The organism is Candidatus Thermoplasmatota archaeon (genome assembly GCA_035541015.1).
GTDB lineage: Archaea > Thermoplasmatota > SW-10-69-26 > JACQPN01 > JAIVGT01 > DATLFM01.
This window is the reverse complement of the sequence record DATLFM010000030.1, coordinates 1-15,521: the sequence shown is the minus strand read 5'-3', so window position 1 is coordinate 15,521 and position 15,521 is coordinate 1. Positions and strand designations below refer to the sequence as shown.

The following is a 15,521-nucleotide window of genomic DNA, read 5'->3' as shown; positions in this document are numbered from 1 at the left end:
GCCTTCTTGGGAGGGTACGCCATCGCCTTCTCGGCGGTCGGGGCGCTCCTGTTCGACCGCATCGTGGAGGGATGGACGTGAACCTGGATCGGCTGCGCGTGCCGCTGCTTGCCGCCGCCTCGGTTGGGCTTGTCGTTCTCGTCGTGCTGGCCCTCGTCGTCGCGCCGACGGCGGCACGGTTCTCCGCCCCGCTCACCCAGCGCATCTTCTACTTCCACGTGCCCGCCGCGGCCGCAGGCTACCTCGCCTTCGCGGTCACGCTTGCCGCCTCCGTGGAGTACCTGCGCCGGGGGGGCGAGCGCTCCGACCGGTGGGCGGCCGCGAGCGCGGAGGTCGGCGTCGTCCTCACGTCGATCGCGCTGTTCACGGGCGCCGTGTGGAGCCGCGTCGAGTTCTTCAGCGTCTCGCTCTCCGGCGGCGACGACTTCGCCTTCCGTCTCCTGGGCGACGCGAAGTTCGTCACGACGGGCGCGCTGTGGCTCACCTTCCTTGGGTACCTCGCGCTGCGCCGCAGCGTCGACGACCCCGACCGGCGCGCGCGTCTTTCCGCCGTGTTTGGCGTCCTCGGGTTCGTGGGCGTGCCCCTGTCGTACCTTGCCTCGCGTTTCTCCCCGCACCCCGACTTCCTGCAGCAAGGTTCGGGCCTGTCGCCGGGCATGGGGGCCATCCTGGGCGTCGGCATGCTCGTCTTCGTGGTCGTGTACGCCGCGCTCGTCGTCGAGCGGTTCGCGGTGGGCGAGCGCATCGAATCGCTGCGGCAGGAACGCGCGCGGCAGTTGGCCGTGGCGGAGGAGCTTCCATGACGGTGGGAGAAGACCTGACGGCGTTTGCGGTCTCGTTTGCGGTCGTCTGGGCGGGCCTTGGGATCTATGCCCTGCGGCTTTGGCGCTTGCGCCGGGAGGCGAGTCGGCTTGAGCGCGCTCTCCACCGAAAAACTATTTGAACGCAAGCGACATGGCGGCGCGCCATGAGGCGCCGCGCGAAGGTCCTGCTGCTCGTGGGCTTGGCCGCCGCAGGCGGCGTCGTCGCCTTCGCCGGCGCCATCCCCGAAGGCTTCCAGACCGTGTCCGCGATCGTCTCGGATCCGCCGTCGTACGTCGGCCGGGAGGTCCACATCAAGGCGATCGTCGCCGCCGTTCCCTTCGAAACGGGCCCGCACGGCGCCACGTTCTCCATCACGGACGAGATCTCCACGCTTCGCGTCCGCTGGCCCGGGTCCCTGCCGGACGCCTTCGAAGCCGGTCGCACCGTGGTCGTAGCGGGCGTGCTTGTCGAAGAGGACGGCTCGCCCGTCCTTCACGCCCACGACATCCAGGGCGGGTGCGCGTCCCGCTACGAGCCCACCGTGGAGTGAGGTCCGTTGAACGTCGACCCCGGCCGGGCGGGGAGGTTGGGAGGCGCCGTCGGCCGCCTTTGCGCCGCGGCGGCGCGCCGCCGCCGCAGCGTGCTCGTTTGGGCCCTTTTGCTGACGATCGTGCTGGGGGCCGGCCTTCCGCGCATCGAGCTTCGAAGCGCCGACTACGACCTCATGCCCACCTGGCACCCAAGCTACAAGGCAAACGAGTTCGCGCTCGAGCGCATCCCGGGCTTCCGCTCCATCGAGACCGTGTACCTCGAGCTTTCGCCCGAGTACCGACGCAACGCCTGCAGCCGCTCGTTCGATGCCGACCCCTGGTGCATCACGGACGAGCCCGTCATCCGCGCGCTTGAGGAGGCAAACCAGTTCCTCGTGCGCGGGACCAACGCGAAGCTCGGCAAGAACGTCCTCAAGTACGAATACGGGCTGCCGTACCTCGTCAAGCTCGTCAACTACAGCGTCGCCATCCATCCTGTGACCGGCGCAAAGACGCCCACCGCCTTCGCGCTTCCGCCGGATTCGCACACGTTCCAATCGTACTGGGCGGCGCTGTACGAGGGCGCGCGTCCGGCCATCGAAGGCATCCTCACGCCCGACGGCCACGCGACGATCCTCGTCTTCATGTACGACCTGCCGACGACGCGCGCCGGACCCGAGGAGGTCCTGCCGGCGTCGCAGGCGTTCCTTGCGACCGTCCTCGAGTATCGCGAGTTCCTGCGGGAGGGCAAGAGCGTGCGCGGCGCGCACGCCATCTTCAACACGGAGCGCGTCTACGCGTTGGGGGAGCTCGTCAACGCGCACGCGACGGAGCTCGCCGAGCGCGACTTCCGCACGTATCTCCCCTGGGTCTTTGTCGCCGTCGCGGGCGTCCTCTTCCTCCAGTTCCGCAGCGTCCGCATCGCCGGCGTGGCCGTCCTCACGCTTGGCGCCGGGCTCGTATGGACGTACGGGCTCATGGGTTGGCTGTCCGTCCCCTTGGACTTCTTCAGCATGCTCATCGTGCCGATCTCGGTCGGAGCGGGGGTGGACTACCTCGTCCACTTCGCGACCGCGTACCACGTCCGGCGGCACGAGGGGGACGACGACGAGACGGCCTTGTACGAGGTCGGCGCGGGCGTCGGCTCCGCGCTTGTCGTGAGCGCCGCCACCACCGTCGCCGGCTTCCTCGTGCTCGTCCCGAGCGGCTTTGTGCCCATGCGACACCTCGGGCTTCTGGGCGCCTTCCTCTTCGTGACGCTCCTTGTCCTCACGCTTGCCGTCGTTCCCGCGCTTCTGGCGCTGGTCGTCGGCCGCGCGCCGCCGGCTGCCTTCCGGCCCGCGCGGGGAACGCGGGCCTTCGCCGGCTTCCTCCGACGCCACCGGATCGCCGCCATAGCCCTCCTCCTTGCCGGAACGGTCGTCCTCGTCCCCAACGCCTCCAAGCTGCAGCCGTACTTCGAGATCTCCGGCGGCTTCCGGGAAGGCGACTACGTTCGGGAGAGCTACGAGTACTACAACGCGAACTGGGGCGGCGCGGGAACGGAGCTTCTCACCGTCATCCCGCCGCGCCAGGGGGACGTGGCCGATCCGCGCACGATCGCCTACCTCGGCGCGCTTGAGCGCGAGTTCCGCAACAACATGACGGACCTCGTAACGAGGCCCTCGAACGCGAACACGCTCCTTGTCGCGCTCGACACGTACGAGACGCTCAAACACGGCCTCACGAGCGTCGGAGGCACGGTCGTCCTCAAGCAGGGGGACACGGGGCGCTACAACGTGCCCGCGACCCGGGAGGGAACCGCCCGCGCCATCCGGGAGATGTACGCGGATCCCGCCTTTGCGAGCCTTGCCGCCCTGTTCGTGGACGAGGACGCAAGCGTTTCGGTCGTCCACGTGTTCTACGAGATTCGCGGCGGCGCGTACTCGGATCTCGAGTACGCCTGGGAGCGCATGAACGCGGGCATCGCGGCGGCCGCGCGGCAGAGTCCGCCCCTTCCCGGGACGCGAAGCGACCTCGTGGGCACGCAGGACACGTTCTACCTCTACGTGAAGCACGGCTACCCGTGGATCGCGCTCGTGGCGGTCGCCTCCACCCTTGTCGTCGTGCTCCTCGTCGCCCTGGCGACGCGATCGCTGCGCGACGTCGCAACCGTGCTCCTTGTCATGCTCGGAACGACCGCGTGGTGGCTGGGCGTCCTTCCGGCGGCGGGCGTCGAGCTGTCGCTCACGCTCCTTCTCCCGATCGTGTTCCTCACGGCCGTGGGCAGCGACATGGCCCTCCAGCTCGTGTGGGGCATGCGCCGCGAGCGCGATCCCGACCGCGTCTTTGGCACGGTTGGCAAGGGCGTCTTCTACAGCATGGCGACCACGGCGCTTGCCTTTGCCGTCTTTGCTCGCGGCGACCTCGTGCTGTCGTCGCAAAGCGCGCTTGCGACGGCGATCGCCGTGCTCGTGGTCTGGACGGTCACGCTCCTTGTCGTGCCGCCCCTGTACGCGCGAGTTCGGGAATGAGTTCAAGAGGTCGGCCGGGCTTCCCGCCGCGTGAAGCGGCTGCGCGACCCCGTGCACGACTACGTGCTGCTGGACGACTTGGCGCTGGCGCTCGTCGACCGGCCCGAATTCCAGCGCCTGCGCAACGTGCGCCAGCTCGGCACCGTGCACCTCGTCTATCCAGGAGCCAACCACTCGCGCTTCGAGCATTGCGTGGGCGCCCACCACCTCGCGCGCATGGCCACGGAGGAGCTTTCGCTTCCCGAGCGCGACGCGGCGCACGTGCGCGCGGCCGTCCTGCTGCACGACGTCGGCCATGGACCCTTCTCCCACCTGTCGGAGGAGATCGTGAAACGCGAGACGGGCCGCGGGCACGTCCGGATCGGGTGCGACCTCCTTCTGGACGGCCCGCTCGGGGACGTCCTTCGCGACCATGGGCTCGAACCCGCGCGCGTGGCGGAGCTTGTGGCGGGGAAGGGCGAGCTTGGCAAGCTCGTCTCCGGTGAGCTCGACGTCGACCGCATGGACTACCTTGCGCGCGACAGCCACTACACGGGCGTCACCGTCGGGCTCGACGTCGAGCGCATCGTCTCGAAGCTCCTGTGGACGAAGGGACGCCTTGCGCTCCACGAGGAGGGCCTGGCGGCCGCCGAGACCTTGCTCGTGACGCGCTTTCTCATGTACACGGCCGTGTACTTCCACCACACCTGCCGCGCGGCCGAGATGATGCTGCGGCAGGCCATCGACGCCGCGCTCGCCGAGGGCCTCCTCTCCGGCGAGGAGCTCTCCCGCATGGACGACGTCGCCCTGCTCGCCCGCCTTCGATCGGGCGCGGACGCCTCCCGCCGGTGGCTCGCGCGCGTCGAGGAGCGTCGGCTGCACAAGCTCGCCTTCGAGGCCACCTTCGCGCAGGCGGGACGCGATGCGATCGCGCGGCACGGCGGGCACGACGGCCGGCGGAGGCTCGAGGCCGCGCTCGCAAGCGAGGCCGGCGTGCCGGAGGAGGACGTCCTCGTCGACGTGCCGGAGCCTCCCATCCTGCAGGAGGTCGACGTGCGCATCGTGGGTCCCTCCGGGGAGCGGCCCATCGTCGAGGCGAGCAAGATCGTAGGCATCCTCCGCGAAGCGCAGATGGACCATTGGCGCCTGCGCGTGTACGCCGACGCGGCGGCGAGGGAGAAGGTTGCGCAGGCGGCGCCCCGCGTGCTGGCGCAAGCACGATGAGACTCGGCCAGCAACCTTTAAGCGGGCCGACGGCGGCTGGGGGTCCATGCATTGGCCGTCGCGCCGCGCGTCCTTGCAGATCGTCTTGGTCGTCGTGCTGGCCGGCTGCGTGGGCGTGCCCGAGGCGCCGCTTGCGCCCTCCGCGGCGGCTGTGGCCGATCTTCCCGCAGCGCCCCCGGCCCTCGTATCAGGCTTCCACCGCGTGGCGGACGTGGAACGGGTGCGCGATGCGATCGTGGCGGCAGCGGGGCCCGTCGGCGGGGCCTTTTCCATCGGAGAGAGCGTTCAAGGTCGCCCGATCCTTGGAGTGCGCCTGACCGCCCCCGGCGACGCTTCGGATCGCGTCCGCGTGCTCGTGGACGGGGGCATCCACGGCAACGAGGTCTACGGCATCGAGGCCGCGATCTACCTTGCGGCGTTCCTCGCCGAGAACTACGGCCGCAACGCCACGGTGACGCGCGTGCTCGAGGAGGCGGACGTCCGCGTGGTGCTGCTGCTCAATCCCGACGGGCGCGAGGCCGGCACGCGCGGGAACTCGCGCGGCGTGGACATGAACCGCAACTTCGACGTGGACTTTGGGAACCCGAGCCCCCTGTGCCGCTCGCAGACGCTCTCGCCTGCGCTTCCGTACTACGCCGGTCCCCGGCCCCTCTCGGAGCCCGAGACGGCTTCCCTCGCAACCCTGATGGAAGAGTTCCGTCCGCAGATCTACCTCAGCCACCACACGGGCCGCCACGGGCTCATCCGGCCCTGGTCGGCGTGCGATCCCCCGCATCCGATGCCCGCCTCCGACGACGCCCTGTTCGAGCACATCGAGTCCTGGACGCGCGCCAACACGCCGTACCAGAACACGGGCACGGCCGAGGAGACCGCGCAACGCCTCTTTCCGCCCGGGGCAGCCAGCGGCAGCAGCTCCGACTGGTGCTACCTCACCTACCACTGCGTCGCCCTCACGCTTGAGGTCACCGAACACTACGGCGAGCAGTCCGACGATCCGCTGCAGTGGTCGAAGGAGGTCCTGCCGATCAACCTGCATCTCTTGGAGAACGCGCGCGCGTACGCGCAATGGCGCATCCCGGCCTAAGTAGGCCAGTGACCGGATCCGAGTTCGTCGCGGCCCGTCCGGGTGCGAGCTTCATATATCCTCGCCGGCATCCCGACGCCATGTCGCAAACGACGGACGTCCTCGTGCTCGGGGCGGGCCCGGGCGGGTACGTCGCCGCCATCCGCGCCGCGCAGCTTGGCAAGAAGGTCGTCCTCGTTGAGAAGGACCGACTGGGCGGCGTCTGCCTCAACGTGGGCTGCATCCCGTCCAAAGCGCTCATCCACGCGGCCAAGACGCTGCACCGGCTGCACGACGCGTCCGAGATGGGCATCACGGCCAAGCCCAGCCTGGACGTGGGCCAGCTCCAGAAATGGAAGGACGGCGTCGTTTCGCGCCTTACGGGCGGCATCGGCCAGCTGTGCAAGGCAAACGGCGTGGAGGTCCTGACGGGCGAGGGACGGTTCACGGGGCCGCAGACGGTCGAGGTTCGGGCGACCGGCGGGACGAAGACGGTCCAATTCCAGCACGCGATCGTCGCCACCGGCTCGCGCCCCGTCGAGATCCCCGGCTTTTCCTTCGACGGGAAGACCGTGCTTTCCAGCACCGAGGCGCTCGCGCTTCGCGAGGTGCCGCGGAACCTCGCCGTGATCGGCGGCGGCGTGATCGGGCTTGAGCTTGGCATGGCCTACGCCGCGCTTGGCAGCAAGGTCACGGTCGTCGAGCTGCTGGACCAGCTTCTCCCGGGAACCGACCCCGAGCTCGTGCGGCCGGTGGAAAAGCGCATGCGCGCGCTGGGGATGGCTTGGCACCTGCGCGCCAAGGCCAAGGGACACGCCGCCGGCGTCCTCGAGGTCGAGCTTTCCGACGGCAAGGTCGAAAAGATCCCGGCCGACCGCATCCTCCTCTCGGTCGGGCGCCGCCCGAACTCCGAGACCCTCGGGCTCGACAAGGCGGGCGTGAAGGTCGACGCGAAGGGATTCGTGCCGGTGAACGAGAAACGCCAGACGAGCAACCCCGCGATCTTCGCCATCGGCGATCTCGCCGGACCGCCCATGCTCGCGCACAAGGCAAGCCAGGAGGGCATCGTCGCGGCCGAGGTCATCGCCGGAAAGCCCGCGGCGTGGGACAAGCGCGCGGTGCCCGGCGTGATCTTCACGGATCCCGAGGTCGCGACGGCCGGCCTCACGGAGGCCGAGGCCAAAGCGAAGGGCTTGACGGTCCGCGTGGGGCGGTTCCCGTTTGCGGCAAGCGGTCGCGCCATGACCACGCGCGAGACGGACGGTTTCGTAAAGATCGTGGCCGATGCTCGAACGGACGTCGTTCTTGGCGTGCACGTGGTCGGGCCCGAGGCGAGCGACCTCATCAGCGAGGCCGCGCTTGCGATCGAGATGGGCGCCACGCTGGAGGACCTCGCCGCGACGGTGCACCCGCACCCGACGTTGCCCGAGGCCATCATGGAGGCGGCGGAGGCCGCGCATGGAAAAGCCATCCACACGATCAATCGAAGTTCGTGACCTCGGGCTTGCCGATTACAAGGAGGTCTGGGATCTCCAGCTCGCGCTCGTCGAGGAGCGCGCCGCCGGGAAGATCCCCGACACGCTGCTTCTCGTCGAGCACCCGCACGTGTACACGTGCGGCCGCCGCACGCAGGAAGAAAACAAGCCGCAGGCGCCCGTGCTCGGCGTTCCCATCTACGAGATCGAACGCGGCGGCGACGTGACGTACCACGGGCCGGGCCAACTCGTGGGCTACCCGATCGTGCACCTCACCGGGCGGGGGCTCAAGATCGGCGACTACATCCACCTCCTCGAGGCCGCGTTGCAGGAGACGCTTCTTGCCTTTGGCGTCGAGAGCCACGCGCGCGAGGGGCGGGAGCACACGGGCGTGTGGGTGGGACCGCAGGATGCGCCCCGCAAGATCGCGTCGATCGGCCTTGGCGTTCGGCATTGGGTCGCGTTCCACGGGTTTGCGCTGAACGCGAACACGGACCTCGCCTACTTCGAGGCGATCCGGCCGTGCGGCTTCGACCCGGGCATGATGACGAGCATGCAGCGCGAGACGGGTCGCCTCGTCGACATGTCCAAGCTGCGGCGCGTCGCGCGGGATCGCCTGCTTGCGCGGCTGGAAAAGAGCCGCTAGCGTTTCTTTGCGCCCGTCGCGCCGCCAAGCTCCCGGTCGTCCAAGAGCTTGAAGGCCACCTTGAGCTTCACTTGGAACTCCTTCACGCGGCCGTTCTCGATGGCGCCGCGCTGCTCCACGACCTCGAACCAGGCGAGGCCGTGCAGGGTCCGGCTCGCCTTGCGGACGGCGTTGCTGCACGCGTCGGCGAAGCTTCGGTTGGACGTCCCCACGAGTTCGATGAGCTTGAACGTGCGGTCGGGCATCGGTATCCTCCCCCGACGCATCGCGCTCACCGGATATAAATTCGGCCGTTCGTCCGCCAACGACGGTCCGTCCGCACGCCAAAGCGCAACGGGCTAATGCGAGGTGCGCCGATGGGCCCGCCATGCTCGCCGGAGCCGACGAGGCCGGACGCGGCCCCGTGCTGGGGCCACTTGTGGTGGCCGCCGTGGCCGCCCGAAGCCCCGCGCACTTGGCCCGCCTGGGCGCCTGCGACTCGAAGCTCCTTTCGCCCGACAAGCGTGAGCAGGTCGCCACCCGCATCCGCGCCTATGCGCGCTGCGAGGTGCGCGTCGTCTCCGCAGCCGAGCTCAACGCGGGCATGCGCACGCGCACGCTAAACCAGATCGAGGTCGACGCCTTCGCGGAGGTGCTCGCGCGCCTTGCGCCCTCGCGCGCGGTCGTGGACGCGTGCGATCCCGTCGCGGACCGCTTCGCCGACCACATCATGCGCAGGCTCCCCCCGCCGCCCTGCGAGGTGCGGGCGCGGCACGGGGCCGACCGGTCCCACGCGATCGTGGGCGCCGCAAGCATCGTGGCCAAGGTCACGCGCGACGCCATCGTCCGCGACATCGAGCGCGAGATCGGGGAGCCCATCGGCTCGGGCTACCCGCACGACCCCCGCACGCGCGCTTTCCTCCAGCGCTGGCGCCAGGAGCACGACGACCTTCCCCCGCACACCCGCTTGTACTGGGCCACCGTCGCCGGAGACCGCCCCCTCGATCGCCGGCTGGAAAAGTACCTCTGACAACCCGTCGCGCGTCCGAACGAGGGCAACGTTCAAGTACGAAGCCGCGCAGACGCCCGACGGGGGGTTTCGTTGACGAAACGGACCGTTCACCTACCGCCGGGTCTCGAACGCCGCGTGTGGGCCGCGCTCGAACGGGGCGAGTACGAGAGCTTCGACCACCTCGTGAGCGTCGCGCTTGAGAACCATCTGCCGCCGGAGGCGACGCCTCCCAAAGCGTCGGCCGGACCGCACGCGACGCCGACGGCGCCACCCGGTACGCCTCCGGAGCGTTCCTTGCGCCCGCCAGCCCGTTCCGCGCCAGCACGCCCGCCGCCGCCTTCGATGCGAGCCCACCTGCCGCCACCGGCTGGGCCCCCGCGCGTCGCGCGCGCCAAGCGGGCAAAACCTTCCGCCTCCGGCACGGCCGCGCTGGCCCTTCTCGTGGCCCCGCGACGCGAGCCGGCGATTCTGCCGCTCCCGGCGCCAAACGCGCTCGCGGACGTCCTCCTTCCCCCGAACCACCACCGCCTCCTTCCCGCGAAGCCCGCCCTTCGGGCGCTTGCGGCGCTCACGCAGGAGGGGCCCGTCGAGATCGACTCGTTCCTGGCGTCGGCCGGCGAGGCCGCAGCGGCCGTGGGCGATCTCCTGCGGCGGCGCGAAGCTGCGCAAGATCTGGGCGCGACCGCCCGGCTGTCGATCGGCTTCCCTTCGGACGAGGGCCTGCCTCGGTTTCGCGAGGCGCTCGTCGCCGCGCGCCGGGGGGACGGCTGGCTCGACGGACTGCTTCCCCGACTCCGCCTCGCGGCCGTCGCGCCCGGCGAGGACGGCGCGCTCCGCGTGGCCCTCACGCAGGAGGGCTGGGAATTCGCGCGCATGCCAAGCCCCGTCCTCGACGGCGACGCGACGCCCTGGACGCCGTTTTTCCCAGCCGAGCGGGAGTTCCTCGTGCGGCACGTTGCGCGCGCCATGCCCGAGGAAGCCTCGCGGTGCGCGGCCGTCCTGCGCGCGGCCCGCGACGCAGGCGGCGCGCCCGAGGCCCTCGATGCGGCGCTCTCGGAATGGTGCGCGCGCCGCGGGTCGCCCGCTGCTGCTCCGGCCCTGTCGGCCGCGCGGTCGGCGCTGTGCGGGCGATTGGGCGAGCTGCGCCTCCTCGACCGCGCCAAGCAGGGAACGAACGTGCGCTTCGTGCCAACGGAGGACGGGACGCGGGCGCTTGCGGCCTTCGAGTCGGCCGCTGCCCCGCGCGGCCGCTTCGACGTTCGAATCTTCCACCGCGCCTTCCCGCGCGAGATCGCCGGAGCGCTCGGCGGCTGAGCCTGCAACGCGCAAGGTACAAGAGTCCGCCGCGCGTCCCGCCCCCGTCATGACGGCGCCGTACCGCTCCGTGGCCTTCGTGTGCACGACCGGCGACACGTGCCCCCTGCAAGGCAGCGTGGAGATCCGCACGTGGCTCAAAGCGGAGGCCAAGAAGCGCGGCATCAAAGGCGTCCGGGTGAACGCGTCGGGCTGCCTCAACCAGTGCGGGCACGGGCCCATGCTCGTCGTGTACCCGGACGACGTCTGGTACGCGCACGTGGACCGCGCGGCGGCGGAGCGCATCCTCGAGGAGCACCTTGTCGGCGGAACGCCCGTCCGCGACCTCGAGTACCGCCCGGTCCGGCCCGGCGCGAACAAGCTTCCGCGCGACGAGGCGACAAAGGCGGTCCTTCGCGACCATCCGGAGTACAAGCCCTGCAATCGCTGCTAGCGCGACAGCCGCGCCCGCGGGCCCGCGGCCAAACGCTCGAACGCCTCCTGCAGGTCGTGGAACGCGGGCGGGCCCGCGCCGCAATAGGACCGCGACGTCCGCGCGCCCGAGTCGAGGTTCGCCGTGAGGTTGACCGTGCCCGCGTCCGCGCAGCCGCGATGGTCGTAGAACGGCGCAAGCGCGGGCATCCGTCCGGCGGCAAGACCGCAGAACTGCGAGAGCTCCCCCGCGTCCACGGCCTCTCGGACGGCGCGGCGGATCGTGAAGTCGTGGTTCGTGTCGTAGTCGCGAAACTGGCGCAGGAAGGCCGTGGCCTCCTCGCGCGTCACGTTCGTGAGCGCGCCGGGCGCCACGCTCACGGCGCCCGTGCCGCGGCCCTGCATCGTTCGGTTCACGTCGAGGCCCACGACCGCGCCGCGTTGTTCGACGAGATACCGCGGACCCGTGAATTCGTAGGGCATGAATCCGGGCTCGTAGTGGACGCGAAAGACGGGATCGCCGAACCGCTCACAACCGGCCGCGGGATCGGGCTCGCCGGCGCCCAGGCAGCCGGACAACAGCGCGGCCAGCGCAAGCGTGGTGGCGATCGCGCGCATGATCCTGGATGGTCGACCCGTGCCATGAAGGGGACGCAGGCCGTTGGGGAAAGACCAACCGACGGTCGGTCGCCGGGCGTTCCACAAACTACAACCCGTTTCCGGCCGACGGTTCGACGTGGCAGAGGATCCCGGCGCGCAGTTCCGTGGGTGGAAGTTCGCCCGCGAGAAGGAGATTTCCGCAGCCCCTGCCGCGCACAGCGCGGAGGCTCTAAAGACGGTCCGCGCGGCCAGTCGCTTGACCCTTCGTCCTTGAAGCGGACGCCGCGCCTCCGCCGGCACGCTGGATTTTTATGACCCTAAAGCGGGACACGACGAGTTCGCTCTTGGCGTCAAGGGCCGCAAGGCGGGCCACGGCGCAAGACGTTTCAACCGAACGACTTTCCGCACCCGCAGCTGCTCTGCGCGTTCGGGTTGTTGATCTGGAATCCGCCGCCCATGAGGCTGTCGATGTAGTCGATCGTGATGCCTTGGAGGACGGGCTCGTTGTTCGAGTCCATGAAGATCTTGATGCCCTCGACGTCGACGACCTTGTCGCCTGCTTGGGCTTCCTTCTGGAAGGACAGCTCGTACATGAACCCGGCGCAGCCGCCGGGGTACACGTCGACGCGAAGGCCGTGCCCGGCCTTGCCCTGCGCCTCGGCGGCTTTCTTCAGCTGCTCGGCGGCGGGCTTGGTGATGCTCACGCCGGTGCCGGTTGCGACGGGCGCCGGAACGGTTTGGGCGGAGCCGTGGGAATGCCCGTGGGAATGTCCATGGTGGTCGGACATGGTCGTTTCGCTCGTGTCGTAGTTCACGCCGTGCTATTTAAACATCGCGCAACAACCGGCCGTTTTTGCGCTTCGTCGTACGGTTCGTACGCATGGTTGAAGCACGGGCGGCCCCTTGCCTGCTTGTCGAGCATGCCCGCCGACGCGCCCCCGAGGTTCCGCGTGGAGAAGGACAGCATGGGCGAGGTGCGCGTGCCGCACGAGGCCCTGTGGGGCGCGCAGACGCAGCGGGCGGTCGAGAACTTTCCAATCTCGGGAAGGCCTCTTCCGCCCGACGTGATCCGCGCGCTTGGCGCCATCAAGCTCGCGTGCGCGCAGGTGAACCGGGACCTCGGGCGCCTGGACGCCAAGAAGGCCGAGGCGATCGAGCGCGCGGCGCGCGAGGTGGCCGAAGGTAGGCACGACGCGCAGTTTCCCATCGACGTCTTCCAGACGGGAAGCGGAACGTCGAGCAACATGAACGCAAACGAGGTCGTCGCGAACCTCGCGACCGAGATCCTGGGCGGCCGGCGCGGCGAGAAGTCCGTCCACCCCAACGACGACGTGAACCTCGGCCAGTCGAGCAACGACGTGTTCCCAAGCGCGCTTCGCGTGGCCGCGGTGCTCGCGATCGAGCGCGACCTCCTGCCTGCGCTTTCCCACCTGCGCGCCGCCCTCGACGGCAAGGCGCGCGCGTTCGACCGCGTCGTCAAGATCGGCCGCACGCACCTCATGGACGCCGTGCCCATCCGGCTGGGGCAGGAGTTCTCCGGCTTTGCGTCCATGATCGAGCACTCGATCGAGCGGATCGAAGCGACGCTCCCCCACCTGCGGGAGCTTCCCATCGGGGGAACGGCCGTGGGCACGGGCCTCAACACGCACCGCGACTTTGGCGCGCTCGTGGCGGCCAAGCTCTCCGCCGACACGCGCTCCACGTTCCTCGAGGCGCGCAACCACTTCGAGGCCCAGGGCGCAAGCGACAGCCCCGTTTGGACGGCCGGCGCGCTGAACGCGACGGCGGCAAGCCTGCTCAAGATCGCAAACGACGTGCGCCTCCTCGCGTCCGGGCCCCAGGCGGGCTTGGGCGAGATCACGCTGCCCGCGCTCCAGCCGGGCTCCTCCATCATGCCCGGCAAGGTGAACCCCGTCGTCCCGGAGGCGGTCACGATGGTCTGCGCGCACGTGCAGGGCCAATGCCTCGCGATCACGCAGGGCGGCGCGTGGGCGCAGCTTGACCTCGCCACGATGCTTCCCATGCAGGCGGCAAACCTCGTCGAAGCGATCCACCTGCTGGCGAGCGCAAGCCGCGTGTTCGCGGACAAGTGCGTCTCGGGCATCGTCGCCAACGAGGAGGTTTGCGCAAGCTACGTCGAGCGCTCCATCTCCATGGCCACGGCCTTGAACCCTCTCATCGGCTACGACCGCGCGGCCGAGATCGCAAAGACCGCCTACCGCACCCGCCGCACCGTGCGCGAGGTCGCCTACGAGATGAGCGGCCTCACGAAGGAGCAGGTGGACGCCGCGCTCGACCCGCGCAAGCAGACGGAGCGCGGCGCGGAAGGCGGCGGCTCGGGCGGCTGATCGCGTGGCCCGCGCGCTGCCGTCACCGGACTTCTTCAAGCCGGCGTTCCTGCGCTCGTTTGAGCTCGACCGCGAGGTCGCCCATGCGGTGGAGAAGCCTGTCGTGCACCTCTCGCACGGCGATTGCCTGGACGGGGCGACCTCCGACGCGCTCGTGCGCCTGCGCCACGGCAACGCGCGCGTGGGCACGCTCTTCTGCGATCCCGGCGACGTGCTGGACCGCCTGCGCCGCGTCGCGGCCGCGGCCGTCTTTCGCAAGGACGCGCGCCTGCTTCTCGTGAGCGACCTCTCGCTCCAGCTCGGGCAAGCCGACGCGATCGCGTCCGCGCTTTCGGACCTTCGCGCGCGGGGCTGGCGCGTCGAATGGCGCGACCACCACCACAAGCAGTGGGAGGGCGGCGCGCTTGCGACCGTCCGCGCCGCGGCCGACCACGTGAGCCTCGACGCCGAGGGCAAGGAATGCGGCGCAAGCCTCGTGGCGCGCGAGCTTCTGCCCGGCGACGACTTCGCCACGGAGCTTGCGGCCATCGTGCGCGACGTGGATCTTTGGATCCGAAAGGACCCCCGGTCGGCGACCCTCACGCACGCGCGCCACCGTTGGGGAAGCGCTCGGTTCGTGCAGAAGGTCGTTGGCGACAAGGCCTTCCTGGACGAGGACGTGCGCGCCGCCGCGCGCGCGTGGGAGCAGGAGTTCGAACGGGAGATGTGGCGCGCCGTGAAGGACGTGCGCATCGAGCAGGGCCGCAACAAGGTCGGCGTGATCTACGGCGACTATCCCGGAAGCGACGTGTGCGACCGCGTGCGGAAGGAGAAGGCAACGGACGTGGAGATCAACCTCAAGCCCTCGGGCAAGTTCAGCATCCGCTCGCGACCGGACCTTCCCGTGGCGGCCTCCGTCGCGCAGAAGTTCGACGGCGGGGGGCACCCGAACGCGGCGGGCGGCCACCTGCGCATCGCAGGCCCCGTGGGCTGGACCGTCTACTGGGCCACGCAGGGCAAGGACAGCGTGGCGGCGCGGCGGCTCGTGGACGCGGCAAAGGATGCGGTGCCGTAGCGTCGCACGCTGGAAGCGGCTACCCGACGCAGCGTTTGCGCGCGCTCTTGAGGGCGGCGTCGGCGCGGTTCATGCTGTCGACGAGCGACTGCACGTTGTCGCCGTCCACTTCGTGCTTGAGCCGGGCGATCGCCTCCTCGACCTGTTCAAACGGCTTCGAGAGACTGCCGCGAAGGCCGAGGCGCGCGTCGAGGTCGCAAAGCGCCTGGAGGTCGGTTTCAAGCCACGGGTCGACGTGGTTCGCGATGTGTTCCGCCGCCTCCATCGACGGCATGGGGAAGTTGAAGCTCGCCTCGACGAACCGCCCTTTCAGCGACATGAGGTGCGCGTCGGCGGGCTTCGTCAATCGGTCGAATTCGGACGCCGAAATACGGACGGTTTTCGCAAAGGGCCACAAGGAAGGAGCCTCCCCGCCGGACATGAGACCCGAAGAATATGAAGGAGCGGGTGGCGCCTACGGTGCGAAGGAAGGGTGCGCCGCCGGAGAACGATCCGGCGGCGAGGGTGGGTCGATGATTGGGAGCCTCCGAGGGGGTCTCGGAGGCTCCCAATCATCGACCCACCCTCGC

General features: G+C 69.9%; 16 protein-coding genes. 12 read left to right on the top strand and 4 right to left on the bottom strand.

The genetic code is table 11. The annotated features are described in order from the left end of the window. Positions 1 to 77: 77 nt before the first annotated feature. From VM681_02790 to lipB, 7 genes are all read left to right on the top strand, one after another. On the top strand, positions 78 to 803 hold the full coding sequence (locus tag VM681_02790; protein ID HVL86924.1) for a cytochrome c biogenesis protein: 726 nt from the start codon (positions 78 to 80) through the stop codon (positions 801 to 803). A gap of 164 nt (positions 804 to 967) precedes the next feature. Next, positions 968 to 1,354, top strand: coding sequence for a cytochrome c maturation protein CcmE (locus VM681_02785; GenBank protein HVL86923.1), 387 nt, complete (start codon positions 968 to 970; stop codon positions 1,352 to 1,354). Positions 1,355 to 1,360: 6 nt separating this feature from the next. Next, a complete protein-coding gene (locus tag VM681_02780) occupies positions 1,361 to 3,847 on the top strand; it encodes an MMPL family transporter (GenBank protein ID HVL86922.1) in 2,487 nt (828 codons plus the stop codon). A gap of 30 nt (positions 3,848 to 3,877) precedes the next feature. Beyond that, complete coding sequence (locus tag VM681_02775; protein HVL86921.1) at positions 3,878 to 5,050, top strand: HD domain-containing protein; 1,173 nt, start codon at positions 3,878 to 3,880, stop codon at positions 5,048 to 5,050. Between the two features lie 46 nt (positions 5,051 to 5,096). Beyond that, positions 5,097 to 6,134, top strand: coding sequence for a M14 family metallopeptidase (locus VM681_02770; GenBank protein HVL86920.1), 1,038 nt, complete (start codon positions 5,097 to 5,099; stop codon positions 6,132 to 6,134). Between the two features lie 80 nt (positions 6,135 to 6,214). After that, complete coding sequence (lpdA, locus tag VM681_02765) at positions 6,215 to 7,609, top strand: dihydrolipoyl dehydrogenase (protein ID HVL86919.1); 1,395 nt, start codon at positions 6,215 to 6,217, stop codon at positions 7,607 to 7,609. After that, positions 7,572 to 8,234: a lipoyl(octanoyl) transferase LipB gene (gene lipB / locus VM681_02760; GenBank protein ID HVL86918.1), complete on the top strand. Its 663-nt coding sequence runs from the start codon at positions 7,572 to 7,574 to the stop codon at positions 8,232 to 8,234. The genes lpdA and lipB overlap by 38 nt, the downstream gene beginning before the upstream one ends. Here the strand turns inward: lipB and VM681_02755 are convergent. Then, positions 8,231 to 8,479 (bottom strand): dodecin, encoded by a 249-nt coding sequence (locus VM681_02755; GenBank protein HVL86917.1) that lies wholly within the window; start codon positions 8,477 to 8,479, stop codon positions 8,231 to 8,233. The genes lipB and VM681_02755 overlap by 4 nt on opposite strands. Before the next feature lie 122 nt (positions 8,480 to 8,601). Between VM681_02755 and rnhB the strand changes: the two genes are divergently transcribed. From rnhB to VM681_02740, 3 genes are all read left to right on the top strand, one after another. Next, positions 8,602 to 9,243 carry a ribonuclease HII gene (rnhB, locus tag VM681_02750; GenBank protein HVL86916.1) on the top strand — a complete coding sequence of 214 codons (642 nt, stop codon included), beginning with the start codon at positions 8,602 to 8,604 and terminating at the stop codon, positions 9,241 to 9,243. Positions 9,244 to 9,315: 72 nt separating this feature from the next. Next, positions 9,316 to 10,539 carry a hypothetical protein gene (locus VM681_02745; GenBank protein HVL86915.1) on the top strand — a complete coding sequence of 408 codons (1,224 nt, stop codon included), beginning with the start codon at positions 9,316 to 9,318 and terminating at the stop codon, positions 10,537 to 10,539. 49 nt (positions 10,540 to 10,588) lie between these two features. Then, positions 10,589 to 10,972, top strand: a complete 384-nt coding sequence (locus VM681_02740; protein ID HVL86914.1) for a (2Fe-2S) ferredoxin domain-containing protein — start codon at positions 10,589 to 10,591, stop codon at positions 10,970 to 10,972. Here the strand turns inward: VM681_02740 and VM681_02735 are convergent. Next, positions 10,969 to 11,568, bottom strand: a complete 600-nt coding sequence (locus VM681_02735; protein HVL86913.1) for a hypothetical protein — start codon at positions 11,566 to 11,568, stop codon at positions 10,969 to 10,971. The genes VM681_02740 and VM681_02735 overlap by 4 nt on opposite strands. Before the next feature lie 368 nt (positions 11,569 to 11,936). Beyond that, positions 11,937 to 12,365, bottom strand: coding sequence for an iron-sulfur cluster assembly accessory protein (locus VM681_02730; GenBank protein ID HVL86912.1), 429 nt, complete (start codon positions 12,363 to 12,365; stop codon positions 11,937 to 11,939). Positions 12,366 to 12,470: 105 nt separating this feature from the next. On the opposite strand from VM681_02730, the gene VM681_02725 reads away from it, so the two are divergent. Then, positions 12,471 to 13,898 carry a class II fumarate hydratase gene (locus VM681_02725; protein ID HVL86911.1) on the top strand — a complete coding sequence of 476 codons (1,428 nt, stop codon included), beginning with the start codon at positions 12,471 to 12,473 and terminating at the stop codon, positions 13,896 to 13,898. Between the two features lie 4 nt (positions 13,899 to 13,902). Next, positions 13,903 to 14,952, top strand: coding sequence for a hypothetical protein (locus VM681_02720; protein HVL86910.1), 1,050 nt, complete (start codon positions 13,903 to 13,905; stop codon positions 14,950 to 14,952). 19 nt (positions 14,953 to 14,971) lie between these two features. Here VM681_02720 and VM681_02715 read toward each other — a convergent pair whose 3' ends face one another. Next, on the bottom strand, positions 14,972 to 15,298 hold the full coding sequence (locus tag VM681_02715; protein ID HVL86909.1) for a hypothetical protein: 327 nt from the start codon (positions 15,296 to 15,298) through the stop codon (positions 14,972 to 14,974). Positions 15,299 to 15,521 lie beyond the last annotated feature (223 nt).

Excerpts from the sequence above, each read along its gene's own strand:
- VM681_02755 (HVL86917.1), bottom strand. The coding sequence starts at position 8,479 with ATGCCCGACCGCACGTTCAAGCTCATCGAACTCGTGGGGACGTCCAAC.
- VM681_02740 (HVL86914.1), top strand. The coding sequence starts at position 10,589 with ATGACGGCGCCGTACCGCTCCGTGGCCTTCGTGTGCACGACCGGCGAC.
- VM681_02735 (HVL86913.1), bottom strand. The coding sequence starts at position 11,568 with ATGCGCGCGATCGCCACCACGCTTGCGCTGGCCGCGCTGTTGTCCGGC.
- VM681_02785 (HVL86923.1), top strand. The coding sequence starts at position 968 with ATGAGGCGCCGCGCGAAGGTCCTGCTGCTCGTGGGCTTGGCCGCCGCA.
- VM681_02725 (HVL86911.1), top strand. The coding sequence starts at position 12,471 with ATGCCCGCCGACGCGCCCCCGAGGTTCCGCGTGGAGAAGGACAGCATG.
- VM681_02770 (HVL86920.1), top strand. The coding sequence starts at position 5,097 with ATGCATTGGCCGTCGCGCCGCGCGTCCTTGCAGATCGTCTTGGTCGTC.
- rnhB (HVL86916.1), top strand. The coding sequence starts at position 8,602 with ATGCTCGCCGGAGCCGACGAGGCCGGACGCGGCCCCGTGCTGGGGCCA.
- lpdA (HVL86919.1), top strand. The coding sequence starts at position 6,215 with ATGTCGCAAACGACGGACGTCCTCGTGCTCGGGGCGGGCCCGGGCGGG.
- lipB (HVL86918.1), top strand. The coding sequence starts at position 7,572 with ATGGAAAAGCCATCCACACGATCAATCGAAGTTCGTGACCTCGGGCTT.